Here is a 14,405-nt window from a genome sequence, read left to right on the forward strand (position 1 = left end):
TCTCATAACAATCGCATGAGCCTGTGTTTTTCGCCAGCATCTTCGGGCCGTGTCAATGCATCTGCCAGCCCGGAAAGGGACGCGATGTTGTGACCTGCGCGAAAATGGGAAACATGCGGCAACATCTTTGCGATGCCGCTGGCCTTTGGTGCGAACCCGTCCCAGCGCAGCAATGGGTTCAGCCAGATAACCTGGCGAGCGGTCAGAGACAGACGCTGCATTTCCTGTCCAAGATCATAAGTCAGATCGCGATCCAGCCCATCTGTGATCAGCAGGACTACGGCACCCTGCCCCATAACCCTTCGCGACCAGTCCTTATTGAACCTGTGTAAGCAGGCAGCGATGCGTGTGCCGCCTTCCCAGTCCTGTGCTTCGCCGCCTGCGGCCTTCAGGGCATCATCGACGTCGCGGGCTTTCAGATGGCGGGTGATATTCGTCAGACGGGTTCCGAAGGTAAAGGCATGGACCTCTGCCCAGCCCTGCCCATGGGCCTGACTGACAGCGTGAACAAAATGCAGTACCGCGCGGGAATACTGCGACATGGACCCAGAAATGTCGCAAAGAACGACAAGGTTGGGATAGCGCGTGCGGCGGCGTCGCGTGGCAAAGGCCTGCACCTCACCGCCTTTGCGCATAGCCTGCCGCATGGTTTGTCGCCAATCCGGCAAATTACCTTTGCGCACTTGGGTGCGACGGGACATCAAAGGCGGGATCGGCAATCGAAGGGTTGAAAGAATGCGCTTGGCTGCAGCCATCTCCGACACACTCATTTGTTCGAAATCAAGCGTCTTCAGCCGCTCTATTGCCGTAGCCGTCTGACTTGCATCAATGTCGATCTCAGTCTCGGGCTCTTCGCGCTGCTCGGGCAGATCAGGGACTTGCCCGTCCAGCAGGGCTTGCGCTGCGCGCCTTTCAGCAGGCTGGGCCAAGCGCTCTTCCTGTACGCCGCGCACCGCCGGTGTCAAAAAAGACATCATGTGCTCAAGGTATTGCGGATCGCGCCAGTAGAGCCGGAACACCTGCGCAAAGATCAACCGGTGTTCGGGTCGGGAAACGAAACTGCTGTGCAAAGTCCAATAGAAATCCTCTTTGCGGGTGAACCCCGCAGCAGCAACAGCGCGAATGGCGTGTTTCAGGCGACCCGGCCCAATGGGCAAACCGGCACGCCGCAACGCGCGCGCAAAGTGCGCAATGTTATTTGCAAGTTTCGGGTCATCCGGCAGAGCTAATGCGGGAAACTGCATCAGGCCGGCAATGCGTCACGCGCTTCGTCAAGAATGCGTTTGGCTTCGGACCCTTGGAGCTTCTTGATATCATCCTGATACTTCAGGATGGCCCCAAGCGTGTCAGATATCACCTCTGGCGAAAGGTCGATCACATCGAGGGCAAGCAGGCATTTGGCCCAGTCGATCGTTTCCGCGACACCCGGATTTTTGAACAAATCCTCTTTACGCAACTGCTGAACGAAAGCCACGATCTCGCGGCTCAACGCTGCGCTGGCTTCCGGGGCGCGGGCATGCAAGATTTCCATTTCTCGGGCAAACGACGGATAATCCACCCAATGGTAAAGACAACGCCGTTTCAATGCATCGTGCACTTCGCGGGTGCGGTTGGATGTCAGAATGACAATGGGCGGCGTGGGGGCCTTGATCGTTCCACGCTCGGGGATTGTGACCTGAAAGTCCGAAAGGGCTTCCAGCAGAAATGCTTCGAACGGGGCGTCCGTGCGATCAAGCTCGTCGATCAGCAGGACAGGTGCGCCGCCGGGCTGGGGTTGCATCGCCTGCAACAAGGGACGTGCGATCAGATAGTCATCCGAAAACAAATCGTCCTTATCCGCACCACCCTCCGCAGCACGGATGGCGATCATCTGCGCGGCAAAGTTCCATTCGTAGACAGCTGACGCGGCATCAAGACCTTCATAGCATTGCAGCCGGATGAGGCGACGGCCCAACGCCGATGACAGAGCCTTGGCGATCTCTGTCTTTCCTGTGCCCGCCTCTCCTTCCAAAAAGATCGGACGGCCCAGTTTCAGCCCAAGAAATACGACAGTGGCAAGGGCGCGATCACAGATATAGTTCTCTTTCGCCAGCGCATTCTGAACATCGTCGATACTGTCAAATGGCATTAAAATCCTCCCGCCTCGCACCAGAACTGCACTTGGCAGCGCGGGCGTCAAGGCAGCGATTGCCCCTGCGCCCGCAAAGTCCTACATTTGAACCAACATAGGAACGGATCACCATGAATCATGAAGCGCCAATCAAAGCTGCGGGTTTCGGACCCGATCTTGGACCATTCGATTGGTCGGATGCGCTACGGCTCGAAGACCAGCTGAGCGAGGATGAACGCATGCTGCGCGACGCAGCACGCACCTTTGCACAAGAAAAGCTCCAACCGGGTATCACGCAAGCCTACCGTGAAGCGAAGGCGGCACCCGATATTTTCAAGCAGATGGGACAAGCCGGATTGCTTGGCGTGACCATCCCCGAGGCATTCGGCGGATTGGGGGCTAATTATGTGACCTACGGCCTTGTCGCGCGTGAGATCGAGCGCGTCGATTCCGGCTATCGCTCGATGATGTCCGTCCAGTCCTCTTTGGTGATGTATCCGATCCATGCGTACGGATCGGACGAACAGCGGCAAAAATACCTGCCCGGCCTCGCGTCCGGCGAACTGATCGGATGTTTCGGCCTGACCGAACCCGACGCGGGTTCTGATCCGGGCGGCATGAAAACAGTCGCCAAGAAAACATCCAACGGCTATCGGCTGACCGGATCGAAGATGTGGATCTCGAACGCGCCGATCGCGGATGTCTTCGTGGTCTGGGCCAAGTCAGAAGCGCATGTTGGCAAGATCCGCGGGTTTGTCCTTGAAAAGGGCATGACGGGCCTCAGCGCGCCAAAGATCGACGGCAAACTGTCTTTGCGGGCCTCAATCACGGGTGAAATCGTGATGGATGGTGTTGAGGTCGGCGAAGAAGCGCTCCTGCCCGGCGTTCAGGGGCTCAAAGGGCCTTTCGGATGCCTGAACCGTGCGCGCTACGGTATCGCTTGGGGGGTCATGGGGGCCGCCGAATTCTGCTGGCACGCAGCACGTCAATACGGCCTCGATCGTAAGCAATTCGGCAAGCCGCTGGCGCAAACACAGCTGTTCCAGAAGAAACTAGCAGACATGCAGACCGATATCACGCTCGGGCTTCAAGGCGCATTGCAGGTAGGACGGTTGATGGATGACGGCAAAGCGGCCCCTGAAATGATTAGCCTGATGAAACGAAATAATTGCGGAAAAGCTCTCGACGTGGCCCGCCACGCACGGGACATGCACGGCGGCAATGGCATCTCGGAAGACTTTCAGGTCATGCGACATATGGTAAATTTGGAAACCGTGAATACTTATGAAGGAACACACGACGTCCACGCCCTGATCCTTGGTCGTGCTCAAACGGGATTGCAGGCGTTCTTTTGACGATCAATAGCCGCAAAAGTGGCGCAACCGATGCCCACTTTCGCCGCAAAGAAACGGCAAAACCAAAGGTCTTGAACGACAGGACATAGCGAGTGGAGAACAGCAATGACTGATCATGCGTTAAGCTTTGAAACTGATCTCACCAAGCTCGATGTCGCCACTTGGGAAGAACGGATCGACGACATAGCCGAGGAATACGGCTATTTCGAACCGCTTGGCGACGATCACATGGTGGCATTCCTAGATGCCGGTCCAAAACTGCTCGTCACCTTTGAAACTTACGAAACGATCAGCAAATTGAATCCGGATGCGGAACCGCGCGGTTTCCGCTTTGCCCGCGAGGACGGCTGGTCCGTGCTTTGTCTGGTCGCAAAGCAAGAAAGCTGGTTCCGCCACCCTGCAGTGTATGGCTATTTCGACCGTCTTGTTGATGACGGCTTCTTTGAAGATTTCGACAATGTCGTTTTTCACGGGGCACATAGCTGTGGCTATGCGGCTGCCACGTACAGCGTGGCCGCACCCGGCGCGACAGTGCTTGCACTACGCCCGCAAGCAACCCTTGACCCGCGGATTGCAGGCTTTGACCCACGATACAGAAGCGAACGCCGCACAGATTTCACGAGCCGTTACGGTTACGCACCCGATATGATTGATGGCTCCAACCACACCTTTATAGCATTCGATCCGGCGCAAAGGCACGATGCGATCCATGCCGCCTTGTTCACCCGCAAGAACGTTACACAGCTGCGGTGCCACAGTCTCAGCTGGCGGATCGATGCCGCCTTCGATGCAATGGGAATCCACGATCAACTGATCCGGGACGCGATGAACGGCACCTTGACGGCAAAGGCGTTCGCCAAGGCGATGCGCGCGCGGTGGAATCAAAAGACGGTGGTGCGCACGCTCTTTCAAAGAGCATTTCAGACCGGACACAAGCAACTGGCCGCAAACGTCTGCGCCTTCGTGCTTCGCCAGTCAGACGATCCATACTTCGCCGAAAAGCTGAAAGAACTTTCCAGTCAGGGGATCACACCTTCACGGCCCCTCACACCAGAAGCTGCTGAATAAGACTACTTGCTAAGGCGTGTCAGGCTGATAGCCGGAGATGACGCCGGCGCTTCACCATCTGTCTGGCTGATCAACAGATAGCCGGCCTCAAGGGCCGGAAGATAATCATAGGTCAGCGTCAGGCCCCCACCATCGTCCGGCCAATCATAGCGCACCTCTGTCGGAAGCACGTCGTATGTACAGCCCGACAGGTCAATAGTTGTCGGCGCACCAACATTTATACTGAACACCTCCGGACGCAATGAGCCATCCGAAAACACATTCGTTGTACGCCCCTGCCACGCGGTCCCGGTCTTTGGTTTGGGCAAACTGTCCAAAGGTGCGTCGAACTCGATCTTCAACAGATCACTGGCGATGGGCCGACCATTTTCAAGTGCAACTTCTTCGATAACATATAGCGCATAAGGCCCGACAAAGCGCGTCGGCGCGCGGTTATCACTGAATTCGATCCGTTCGATGTGGCCGTTGCCGATCCGGCGCAGGGTCTGCGTATCTCCGGCCTCGAATGTTATGGTAACACCGCGCGCCAGATCGCGGGCCGTAAAGCAACGATCCTGTGCCGCAAGTGTCATCGGCAAAAACAAAAACGCACCAGTGATGCCGGTACAAATCATCGCATTCGAAATCACAGTTTTCATCTACTTGCCGTCAATCGCTTTTTTGATGATCCCAATGATGCGCAATCCAAAGTATCCGATGGTCAGACCAAGCGCGATGCTGAACGCGTTGCCGCTATGCAGCGCGAGTGCAAGCAAGGATGCGAGAATCAACGCGATCAAAAGCGAAATCACGCGGGTTTCGCTCATCTCAAGTTCCATGTGTTTGCGCAGGCTTTCTGCAATCGTTTCGCCAACAGCGCCCTCGATCACCGGCACAAGAAACCCGGCCCCAACAGCGATAAGAAATCCAAGCATCCTCAATCTCCCAAGGTGGAATTGCGTTTGAACCACTATGCGGCGGGGCGCGCCATAGGTGCAAGTGTCGACGCACTGACCCTATGGTCATGCTCGCCGATCCGGCGTAAATGAGTCGCATGCCCGATAAAGACATCACAGAACTGACGATCACCCGCCCCGACGACTGGCATTTGCATCTGCGCGACGGATCCATGTTGCGTGCTGTGCTGCCAGAAACATCGCGGCACTTCGGACGGGCGATCATCATGCCCAATCTTGTCCCACCGGTTGTCACGGCCGAACAGGCGAACGCCTATCGTGGTCGGATCATGTCGGCAGTGCCCGCTGGGGACATGTTCACCCCGCTCATGACGCTCTACCTGACAGAAGACACTGACCCGGCTGATGTGGCCGCCGCCCACGAAAACGGCATCGCGACCGCTGTGAAACTCTATCCTGCAGGTGCCACAACAAATTCCCAATCCGGCGTGCGTAATTTTGACAAGATCCGTCCAGTACTCGATGTGATGGCCGAAATTGGTATGCCGCTTTGCGTGCACGGCGAAGTAACTCATTCAGATGTGGATATCTTCGACCGAGAAGCGGCATTCATCGACAAGGTTCTGAAGCCAATCCGCAAGAAAAATCCCGACCTGCGGGTGGTCATGGAACATATCACGACCGATGTCGCTGTGGACTATGTGCGCGATACGCCTCGTAACCTTGCGGCCACGATCACGACCCACCACCTGATCATCAACCGCAACCACATACTGGCCGGCGGCATTCGCCCCCACTATTACTGCCTGCCGGTCGCCAAGCGTGAAAAGCATCGCGTAGCGCTGGTGCAGGCGGCAATCTCGGGTGACAAACGTTTCTTTCTTGGCACCGACAGCGCACCGCACCTTGACCCGCTCAAGCTGCAGCCCTGTGGTTGTGCCGGTATCTTCTCGGCAACAAACACGCTGTCCTGCCTCGCCGAAGTCTTCGACGCGGCTGGAGCCCTGAAAAAGCTGGAAGCATTCACCTCGCTCAACGGCCCACTCTTTTACGGTCTCGAACCGAATCCAGAGAAAATCACGTTACGCAAAGGTGAACCGGTCTCCTACCCGGAAAATATCCAAACTGCAGAAGGCCCGGTGACAGTGTTTGATCCTGGTTTCCCGCTCCATTGGTCGGTCGAAACGTAAGAATGATCGGCACCACGTCCCCGTTTCCCAAATCAACAGAAAGACAGCGCGATGATCCCTTCCTCGTTCCCGACTAAAGACGAAATTGCGAAACTGAGCGCGGGAATGCTTCTGGAAATCGGTGCGATCTCTTTTAACGCCAAGGAACCGTTCACTCACGCCTCGGGCAAAAAAGCCCCGACATATGTAGACTGTCGCAAGCTCATCTCATTTCCGCGCATCCGCAGCACGCTGATGGATTTTCTCACTGTGACGGTCATGCGCGAATGCGGGTTCGAAGCCTTCGATAACATCGCAGGCGGCGAAACCGCAGGCATACCGTTCTCCGCCCTTGTGGCTGAACGGCTCGCGCTGCCGATGACCTATGTGCGCAAAAAGCCAAAGGGCTATGGCAAGAACGCCCGGATCGAAGGCGTGATGCAAGAAGGCCAGCGCGTCCTTCTGGTAGAAGACCTTACGACAGATGGCGGTAGCAAACTGTCCTTCGTGGACGCAATCCGCGAAACAGGTGCGACCTGCGACGCCACCGCCGTGATCTTTTTCTACGGAATCTTTGACGGCGTTGAAAAGGCGCTTGCCGATCACGGGGTGAAGCTGGTTCACCTTTGTACATGGTGGGATGTGCTTGCCGAAGCCAAGGCGCGCGGGGCCTATGACACGCAAACCCTTGAAACTGTTGAGGCCTATCTGCGCGACCCTTCCGGTTGGGTGCCTGCGTGATTTTCTTGTCCACAGGGGTGTGGATCGGAGGTTCAAAGAATCGCAATCACGTGATAGATGTAGTCAAACGGCGCAAGTGTACCGCGACATCTGGGGCTGATTGAGTTATCCACATCCTGCCCACAGGTTTGTTCGCGCCTTATGCACGAAAACGCCAATATAGCCCTGACCAGAAGACATGTGTAGGACATGCAGCGGGGCAACAGGGACAGGCAAATGAACGAGATTACTGCATTCAATCCAACCGGAATCCAGGCCGCTGAAGCAGATACGATGCCGCATTCCATCGAGGCTGAACAACAGCTTCTGGGTGCCATCCTGACCAACAATGACATCTATGACCGGGTTGCCAGCATCATCGGCCCCAAGCACTTTTATGATCCTGTGCACGCCCGTATTTTTGAAACTGCGGCCAATCGGATTGCAAAGAATGCGCTGGCCAGCCCCGTAACGCTGAAGGCATTTCTGGAAGACGACGAAGGCCTCAAGGAACTTGGCGGACCTGCTTATCTGGCCCGTCTGGCGGGTGCGGCGATTTCCGCCTTCGCGGCACGCGATTACGCACAGATGATCTATGACTTTGCGATCCGGCGCGAGCTGATCGCTCTGGGCGAAACCGTCGCCGCCAAGGCCCGCAAGGTCGATGTCGAATCCGAACCCAAGGAACAAATCGTTCAAGCCGAACAGGAACTCTATCAACTCGCCGAACAAGGCACGTCCGAAAGCGGCTTCCAGAGTTTCCTCAAGGCGGTGACCGATGCGGTCAACGTCGCGAACGCGGCCTACCAGCGCGATGGCGAACTTTCAGGCATTTCTACGGGGCTGGACGACCTTGATAAGTGGTTGGGTGGATTGCATAAATCCGACCTCGTCATTCTTGCCGGACGGCCATCGATGGGCAAGACCTCCCTTGCAACGAACATCGCTTTCAACGTCGCGAAAGCCTACAAGAAAGGCGTGAAACCCGACGGGACCGAAGGTGCCATCAACGGCGGGGTTGTCGGTTTCTATTCACTTGAAATGTCGGCCGAGCAGCTGGCGTCTCGGATTTTGTCCGAGGCGTCAGAAATCCCGTCGACGCAGATCAAATCCGGCGACATGACCGAAGCCGAATTCCGCCGCTTCGTCGATGCCGCCAAAAGCCTTGAAGCCTGCCCACTCTTTATCGACGACACGCCTGCTCTGCCAATTTCGCAACTGGCTGCCCGCGCGCGTCGGCTGAAGCGAACCCATGGGCTTGATGTGCTGATGGTGGACTATCTGCAGCTTGTGCGCGGCACGGGCCGCAGTGAAAACCGGGTGAACGAAATTTCGGAAATCACGATGGGACTCAAGGCGATTGCAAAGGAACTGAACATCCCGGTCATCGCGCTGTCCCAGCTGTCCCGTCAGGTTGAAAACCGCGAAGACAAACGCCCCCAGCTTTCCGACCTGCGTGAATCAGGCTCGATCGAGCAGGATGCCGATGTCGTTATGTTCGTCTACCGCGAAGAATACTACAAAGAACGCGAAAAACCCGGCGATCACGAGATGGAGAAGATGGCCGCTTGGCAGGAAGAAATGGCGCGACTGCACGGCAAGGCCGAAGTCGTGATTGGCAAGGCCCGTCACGGTCCGATCGGCCATGTTGAACTCTCGTTCGAAGGCAAGTTCACACGCTTTGGCAATCTCGTGAAGCCGTGGCAGCAGGACGCTGGCGACCGAAACTTCTAGATCGCCTGATCTTTCACGCCCGCGCCATTCCGCGGCTTTCAGAAAATAATGCGCGATCTTTCGGACGAGCCGCTTGATGGTCCGCAGGTCTGGACCAACCAAATCGTCCGGTCCCGTTCTGCGCCGACCGGTGCCGTTCTGTGCAGCCAGCGCGTGCTGGACAGTCTTAGGCCGATCACATCGGGCGCATCGTCCAATGCCTTGTTCCATGTGGTTATCCTGCGCTCAGTAGCCGAGCAAATCAGGAGTCGGCGGGTGCCCGCAACTGTGTGATTTGCCCTTCCCGTCTGCCACACCTATCTTTTGCGGGAACAGGGGGACGACATGACGAACGCACCATTATCCCGGACAGAGGCCCGCAATGTGCGCAATGCGCACGAACTGGAAACGAACCTTGGCTGGCTTGATACGATTACGGGAACAGCACTCGGTGTACTCGCCGTTGCATCCGGCATCTATACGTACCTTGGCGTCTCCTCACTGCTGGATGACAATGGCGCGCTGTCGATCTTCGCAGCGCTCGCCTATTCAGTCGCCGTGTCTGTCGGCATTTTCGTCTTCTGGTCCTACATGATGAAACTGCTCCCCGTCGTGCGTACGGCAGCATCGCGGATCGGACTATTCATCGCGATGCTGCTGGGGTCAGGCGCGATCATCGCCATGTCATCCTGGCTGAACGCGGCGGCCCTCGCTGGTGCGGCAGCCGTCGAACAGCATCTGGCGGAAACCGTGCAGGATTATCAGGCTGCCCTTGAACGGGCGGACGAGATCGCACAATCAGGGCAGTCGCTTGTGCTGGACGTCGCACGCACGCGCCAGTCATTTCAGGATCTGGCCGAACAGGAAGCGACCGGCCAGTTGTCCGGCTTTGCAGGCCAAGGGGCGGTCTTCCGGCTCTTGCGACAAAAGACCGATGAACTGGCTTCACTTGAACAGCAGATCGCCGATCAACAACCGCGCGTCGAAGCGGCTTTCGCCGAAGGCAATGCGATCCTGTCGCGAATGCGCGCGCTGACAGTCGAACAAGGTCCGGTCGAAGCGCGCTCCGTTCTCTTCTCCGAAGAAGCCGTGCGCTTGGCGAACGTGATCACGCAATTGCGCCAGTTGTCTGTCGCACCCCTTGTCGAACGGGCCGCGAACGATCTCAAGAACTCGGTCGTGCTCCCGCAACTTGACGGGGCCAATCAGGACACGCGTGATGGCCAGCAAGCAACCATCGACTCTGTCATGACGGTCCTTGCACAGCGGGCCGATGGCCTTTCCGCGGCTGCAAGTGCAGTACTGTCGATGGAGCCACCGCAAGACACGACATACACGCCACTGTCATCGGCGGATGCCGTGATCAAATATGCCGGGAACTTTGTGCCCAGCTGGGCCGGAGCCATCGCAATTGACCTGCTTCCGGCTGTGTTGGTTCTGATCGTCACGATTACGCAAGCCGCCATCCGTGCCGGTCGCGAGGGCGCTGCGACCGAGGACCTCCTCACACTCGCCGAATTACGCGCGGCGGTCGGCGCGATCCGAGATATGGAACAGTCACTTGACCAGCGACACCCGCCAGCGCCACCCGTGCCGCTAAAGGAAGTTGACCGAAAGACACCTGCAGAATGAAAACCTATGACACAACGCGCATTCTGCGCTGGGTGTTTGGCCTGCAACTCGTCTTCGCAGCTGTTCTGCTATCGGGCGATCTGATCCGCGTACTGCCACAAATCGCCTTCCCGTCCTCCGCGCCGGAACTGACCCAACCACTCGGCCCCGGCGATCAGACCCGTCGCTATGATCCGTCCGACATCACACCGCGGCAGGCCCGCCCCGGATCGCGTCCAATCCCCGTGACAGAAGACATGCCATCGCGTCTGCTGTTCGAATACGTCAGCTGGAACAACGAACCTACAGTCACCATCACGGGACAGATTGGAGCAGGTGACGCTGACCGGTTCCTCGACTTTCTCAAAGACAATCAAACCACACCGGTGCAGGCCTATCTCAACAGTCCCGGAGGCTCTGTACAGGACGCTTTGGCCATCGGTCGTGAAATGCGGCGTTTGGAAATGAACAGCGCGATGACAGCCAGCGACATCTGCCTGTCGGCCTGCCCCTATCTTCTAGCGGCAGGCATGAACCGGACAGTGGAAGACGGGGCGCTGGTCGGTGTTCACCAGCATTTCTTCGGCGAGAACACCGCCCTGCCCGCCTTTCTCGCTGTGGAAGACATCCAACGCGGTCAGGGAGAGGTCATGGCGTATCTTGATGACATGGGCATCGACCCGTTGATCATGCAGCACGCACTGGTCACACCACCAGATGAGATTTACCTGCTCACCCCCGAAGAATTGGAACGCTACGGGTTGGTCGGTAGCACAGCAGAGGTCGCGCCTGAATAACAAACCAGCCGCCCTGACCCCGGTGATGATGCAAAAACACACCAACGGGGCGGCGCGCAGGACACCGTCGCCAGACGCGCAGCTCTGCCGGACTTGCCACAACCTCAAAGCCCTGCCACAAGACGGCGCATGAGTACCGGACACCTGACAATCGACCTCGATGCGCTGATCGCCAACTGGCGCGCGCTCGATCACTATACCAACTGCGAGACAGCCGCCGTCGTTAAGGCAGACGGCTACGGGCTTGGTGCCGGACGGGTGGCCAAGGCGCTGGCACAGGCTGGCGTACGCAAGTTTTTCGTGGCCGTCGCCGAAGAAGGGGCCGCCGTGCGTCAGGCACTGGGTCCGGGTCCGGAAATCAGCGTGTTCTCAGGGCATATGCGTGGTGACACGGACATGATCCACGATCTGCACCTGACACCGATGCTCAACTCCATCCAACAGATCACCCGCCATCTGGAAGCGCTGCCCGGCCATCCGTTCGGCTTGCAACTGGACACAGGCATGAACAGGCTCGGCATGGAGTGGGACGAGTGGGCGGCGATTGCGGAAACGGCGCTGAAACAGCGCCCGACACTGGTGATGAGTCACCTCGCCTGCGCCGATGAAGCCGACCACCCGATGAACGCCTACCAGCTTGATGTCTTCCATCAGATGACTGACGGGATCAGTACGCCACGCAGCCTAGCGGCAACAGGGGGAATTCTTCTGGGCAAGGAATACCATTTCGACCTGACCCGCCCCGGTATCGGCATCTACGGCGGCGAACCTTTCGGCACCGCGCAAAAGGTCGTGCGCATGGACCTGCCGGTCATCCAGATCAGACACCTCGATGAAGGTGAAGTTGTCGGCTACGGCAACACGTGGCAATGCACGCGGCCGACGGACATCGCGACGGTGTCTGCAGGCTATGCTGACGGTCTGATCCGGGCGATGTCGGACAAGGCGACACTCTGGTTCGAGGATTCCCCCTGCCCGCTTGTAGGCCGTGTTTCAATGGACCTGCTGACCGTAGACGTCACTGACCTGACGGAAACGCCGCACGCCCTGACGCTGCTTGGCCCCAACCAAACGGTTGATGATCTGGCCCGCGACGCAGGTACCATCGGATACGAGATCCTCACGTCTCTCGGGCCGCGCTACACGCGGCGCTATCAGTCGCGATGATCCGGCTGCTGGCCGCGATCGGGGCAGCCACACTCGCGCTGCTGGCGGCAATCGGCCGGGTCAGCATGTTCACCGCAGAAACTCTGTCGCACCTGGTGCGCGGCCCGTTCTACGGGCGGGCCTTCGGAGTTGCACTGCTCCAGATCGGCTATTTTTCCTTGCCAGTCGTCGGCTTGACCGCGCTTTTTACTGGAGGTGCCTTGGCGCTGCAGATCTACTCGGGCGGGGCGCGGTTCAGCGCAGAAGCTGTCGTTCCCCAGATCGTCGCCATCGGCATGGTGCGTGAACTTGGTCCCGTGCTCGTGGGACTGATGGTCGCGGCACGGGTGACGTCATCCATCGCGGCTGAAATCGCGACGATGAAGGTCACCGAACAGATCGACGCGCTGGTCACGCTTTCGACAAACCCTATGAAATACCTGACATTGCCGCGGGTATTGGCCGCAACGCTTGTCGTCCCCTTGCTCGTGGCGGTGGGCGATACGATCGGCATCCTCGGAGGCTACATCGTCGGCACGGAACGCTTGGGGTTCAACGCGGCCAGCTACTTGCAGAACACGGTCGATTTCCTCGAAGCCAAAGACATCATCTCGTCACTCGCCAAAGGTGCCGTGTTTGGATTCATCGCCGCCCTGATGGGCTGTTACTACGGAATGCATTCATCCGAAGGGGCCGCGGGTGTCGGCAGATCGACCAAAGGGGCGGTCGTTGCAGCCTCCGTTCTCATCCTCGCGGCAAACTTCTTCCTCACAGAAGCGTTCTTTTCGGCATGATCCATCTGCGCGATGTTCATAAATCCTTCGGCGGGCACAAGGTGCTTGATGGGGTTACGCTTGATGTGGCCAAGGGTGAAAGCCTTGTGGTGATCGGCGGCTCCGGTGCAGGCAAATCCGTACTGATCAAATGCATCCTCGGTCTGGTCGCAGCCGACAGCGGGACGATCACCGTCGACGGAAAGCCAAAGATAGAATTCGCGCATTTCGGGATGCTGTTTCAAGGTGCCGCACTATTCGACAGCCTGCCCGTTTGGCAGAATGTCGCTTTCCGCCATCTTCAGACCGGCATATCGCGCAATCAAGCGAAGGATATTGCAATCGCAAAGCTGCGCCGAGTAGGTCTGTCTGCCGACAACGCTGATAAATACCCCGCAGAACTGTCGGGCGGGATGCAAAAACGGGCCGGTCTCGCGCGGGCCATCGCCACCGAGCCGTCCATCATCTTTTTCGACGAACCGACCACCGGCCTCGATCCGATCATGGCGGGCGTCATCAACCGTCTGATCCGCGAAATCGTCACCGAAATGGGCGCGACGACCATTACAATCACGCACGACATGACCAGTGTGCATGCCATTGCGGACAAAGTCGCGATGCTGCACGCTGGCAAAGTGCAATGGACAGGAAAAACGTCCGAAATTGCGGCATCAGACGATCCCCACCTGATGCAATTCATCCACGGCAGTGCAGACGGTCCAATCTCAACAGTGCGCTAACGATTCGGCGGTCGGACCGCAATTTTGTGTCGTGATTTGATGCAATTGCGAAATAATTGCGTCTTCAGCGTAACAGTATCCGAGGAATTCGAACTCACCCGTGATGGGGTATCGGGATCGGACACCTGATCAAGATAAGGTGCCGGGCATCGCTGGCACTACCGGAAATTGTGACGGAATTGCGGCGCGACCCCCAGCGATTGTTTCAAAACAGCAGACAATCAGCGCCCAGACCTCCGTTTAGGTTCGAAAAACAACAGAATTGCGACCGACTTTCATTTTTCTCCCATAGACGTAGGCAGTTATT

14 protein-coding genes are annotated in these 14,405 nt (G+C 57.6%); 10 read left to right on the forward strand and 4 right to left on the reverse strand.

From position 1 onward, the window contains the following. Nucleotides 1-2 precede the first annotated feature (2 nt). Nucleotides 3-1,244: a vWA domain-containing protein gene (locus tag BMY44_RS06860; protein WP_423219733.1), complete on the reverse strand. Its 1,242-nt coding sequence runs from the start codon at nt 1,242-1,244 to the stop codon at nt 3-5. Continuing rightward, complete coding sequence (locus tag BMY44_RS06865) at nt 1,244-2,128, reverse strand: AAA family ATPase (RefSeq protein ID WP_089991953.1); 885 nt, start codon at nt 2,126-2,128, stop codon at nt 1,244-1,246. The genes BMY44_RS06860 and BMY44_RS06865 overlap by 1 nt, the downstream gene beginning before the upstream one ends. Before the next feature lie 113 nt (nt 2,129-2,241). Here BMY44_RS06865 and BMY44_RS06870 point away from each other — a divergent pair, with 113 nt between their 5' ends. Further along, nucleotides 2,242-3,465, forward strand: a complete 1,224-nt coding sequence (locus BMY44_RS06870; protein WP_089991956.1) for an acyl-CoA dehydrogenase — start codon at nt 2,242-2,244, stop codon at nt 3,463-3,465. 105 nt (nt 3,466-3,570) lie between these two features. Then, on the forward strand, nt 3,571-4,533 hold the full coding sequence (locus tag BMY44_RS06875) for a hypothetical protein (RefSeq protein ID WP_089991959.1): 963 nt from the start codon (nt 3,571-3,573) through the stop codon (nt 4,531-4,533). A gap of 2 nt (nt 4,534-4,535) precedes the next feature. Here BMY44_RS06875 and BMY44_RS06880 read toward each other — a convergent pair whose 3' ends face one another. Both BMY44_RS06880 and BMY44_RS06885 read right to left on the reverse strand, forming a co-directional pair. Then, on the reverse strand, nt 4,536-5,171 hold the full coding sequence (locus tag BMY44_RS06880; protein ID WP_089991961.1) for a hypothetical protein: 636 nt from the start codon (nt 5,169-5,171) through the stop codon (nt 4,536-4,538). Next, entirely contained in the window at nt 5,172-5,447 is a 276-nt protein-coding gene (locus BMY44_RS06885) for a hypothetical protein (RefSeq protein ID WP_089991964.1), read from the reverse strand. A gap of 119 nt (nt 5,448-5,566) precedes the next feature. Here BMY44_RS06885 and pyrC point away from each other — a divergent pair, with 119 nt between their 5' ends. The 8 genes from pyrC to BMY44_RS06925 all read left to right on the forward strand — a co-directional run bounded on the left by pyrC (nt 5,567) and on the right by BMY44_RS06925 (nt 14,098). Further along, complete coding sequence (gene pyrC / locus BMY44_RS06890; protein WP_089991968.1) at nt 5,567-6,619, forward strand: dihydroorotase; 1,053 nt, start codon at nt 5,567-5,569, stop codon at nt 6,617-6,619. A gap of 51 nt (nt 6,620-6,670) precedes the next feature. Then, nucleotides 6,671-7,339, forward strand: coding sequence for an orotate phosphoribosyltransferase (locus BMY44_RS06895; RefSeq protein ID WP_089991971.1), 669 nt, complete (start codon nt 6,671-6,673; stop codon nt 7,337-7,339). Between the two features lie 216 nt (nt 7,340-7,555). Then, nucleotides 7,556-9,052 carry a replicative DNA helicase gene (locus BMY44_RS06900; RefSeq protein WP_089991973.1) on the forward strand — a complete coding sequence of 499 codons (1,497 nt, stop codon included), beginning with the start codon at nt 7,556-7,558 and terminating at the stop codon, nt 9,050-9,052. 324 nt (nt 9,053-9,376) lie between these two features. Then, on the forward strand, nt 9,377-10,663 hold the full coding sequence (locus BMY44_RS06905; RefSeq protein WP_089991976.1) for a hypothetical protein: 1,287 nt from the start codon (nt 9,377-9,379) through the stop codon (nt 10,661-10,663). Further along, nucleotides 10,660-11,439: a COG3904 family protein gene (locus BMY44_RS06910; RefSeq protein WP_089991979.1), complete on the forward strand. Its 780-nt coding sequence runs from the start codon at nt 10,660-10,662 to the stop codon at nt 11,437-11,439. Before BMY44_RS06905 ends, BMY44_RS06910 begins: the two co-directional genes overlap by 4 nt. Nucleotides 11,440-11,568: 129 nt before the next feature. Next, nucleotides 11,569-12,606 carry an alanine racemase gene (gene alr, locus BMY44_RS06915; RefSeq protein WP_089991981.1) on the forward strand — a complete coding sequence of 346 codons (1,038 nt, stop codon included), beginning with the start codon at nt 11,569-11,571 and terminating at the stop codon, nt 12,604-12,606. Then, nucleotides 12,603-13,379, forward strand: coding sequence for an MlaE family ABC transporter permease (locus BMY44_RS06920; RefSeq protein WP_089991984.1), 777 nt, complete (start codon nt 12,603-12,605; stop codon nt 13,377-13,379). The genes alr and BMY44_RS06920 overlap by 4 nt, the downstream gene beginning before the upstream one ends. Continuing rightward, a complete protein-coding gene (locus BMY44_RS06925) occupies nt 13,376-14,098 on the forward strand; it encodes an ABC transporter ATP-binding protein (RefSeq protein WP_089991987.1) in 723 nt (240 codons plus the stop codon). Before BMY44_RS06920 ends, BMY44_RS06925 begins: the two co-directional genes overlap by 4 nt. Nucleotides 14,099-14,405 lie beyond the last annotated feature (307 nt).

The sequence above is a fragment of the Cognatiyoonia koreensis genome (assembly GCF_900109295.1).
GTDB classification, from domain to species: Bacteria; Pseudomonadota; Alphaproteobacteria; order Rhodobacterales; family Rhodobacteraceae; genus Cognatiyoonia; species Cognatiyoonia koreensis.

What these genes read in the sequence shown, in the direction of transcription:
- BMY44_RS06860 (WP_423219733.1), bottom strand. Translation starts at nt 1,244, where the DNA reads ATGCAGTTTCCCGCATTAGCTCTGCCGGATGACCCGAAACTTGCAAAT.
- BMY44_RS06865 (WP_089991953.1), bottom strand. Translation starts at nt 2,128, where the DNA reads ATGCCATTTGACAGTATCGACGATGTTCAGAATGCGCTGGCGAAAGAG.
- BMY44_RS06870 (WP_089991956.1), top strand. Translation starts at nt 2,242, where the DNA reads ATGAATCATGAAGCGCCAATCAAAGCTGCGGGTTTCGGACCCGATCTT.
- BMY44_RS06875 (WP_089991959.1), top strand. Translation starts at nt 3,571, where the DNA reads ATGACTGATCATGCGTTAAGCTTTGAAACTGATCTCACCAAGCTCGAT.
- BMY44_RS06880 (WP_089991961.1), bottom strand. Translation starts at nt 5,171, where the DNA reads ATGAAAACTGTGATTTCGAATGCGATGATTTGTACCGGCATCACTGGT.
- BMY44_RS06885 (WP_089991964.1), bottom strand. Translation starts at nt 5,447, where the DNA reads ATGCTTGGATTTCTTATCGCTGTTGGGGCCGGGTTTCTTGTGCCGGTG.
- pyrC (WP_089991968.1), top strand. Translation starts at nt 5,567, where the DNA reads ATGCCCGATAAAGACATCACAGAACTGACGATCACCCGCCCCGACGAC.
- BMY44_RS06895 (WP_089991971.1), top strand. Translation starts at nt 6,671, where the DNA reads ATGATCCCTTCCTCGTTCCCGACTAAAGACGAAATTGCGAAACTGAGC.
- BMY44_RS06900 (WP_089991973.1), top strand. Translation starts at nt 7,556, where the DNA reads ATGAACGAGATTACTGCATTCAATCCAACCGGAATCCAGGCCGCTGAA.
- BMY44_RS06905 (WP_089991976.1), top strand. Translation starts at nt 9,377, where the DNA reads ATGACGAACGCACCATTATCCCGGACAGAGGCCCGCAATGTGCGCAAT.
- BMY44_RS06910 (WP_089991979.1), top strand. Translation starts at nt 10,660, where the DNA reads ATGAAAACCTATGACACAACGCGCATTCTGCGCTGGGTGTTTGGCCTG.
- alr (WP_089991981.1), top strand. Translation starts at nt 11,569, where the DNA reads ATGAGTACCGGACACCTGACAATCGACCTCGATGCGCTGATCGCCAAC.
- BMY44_RS06920 (WP_089991984.1), top strand. Translation starts at nt 12,603, where the DNA reads ATGATCCGGCTGCTGGCCGCGATCGGGGCAGCCACACTCGCGCTGCTG.
- BMY44_RS06925 (WP_089991987.1), top strand. Translation starts at nt 13,376, where the DNA reads ATGATCCATCTGCGCGATGTTCATAAATCCTTCGGCGGGCACAAGGTG.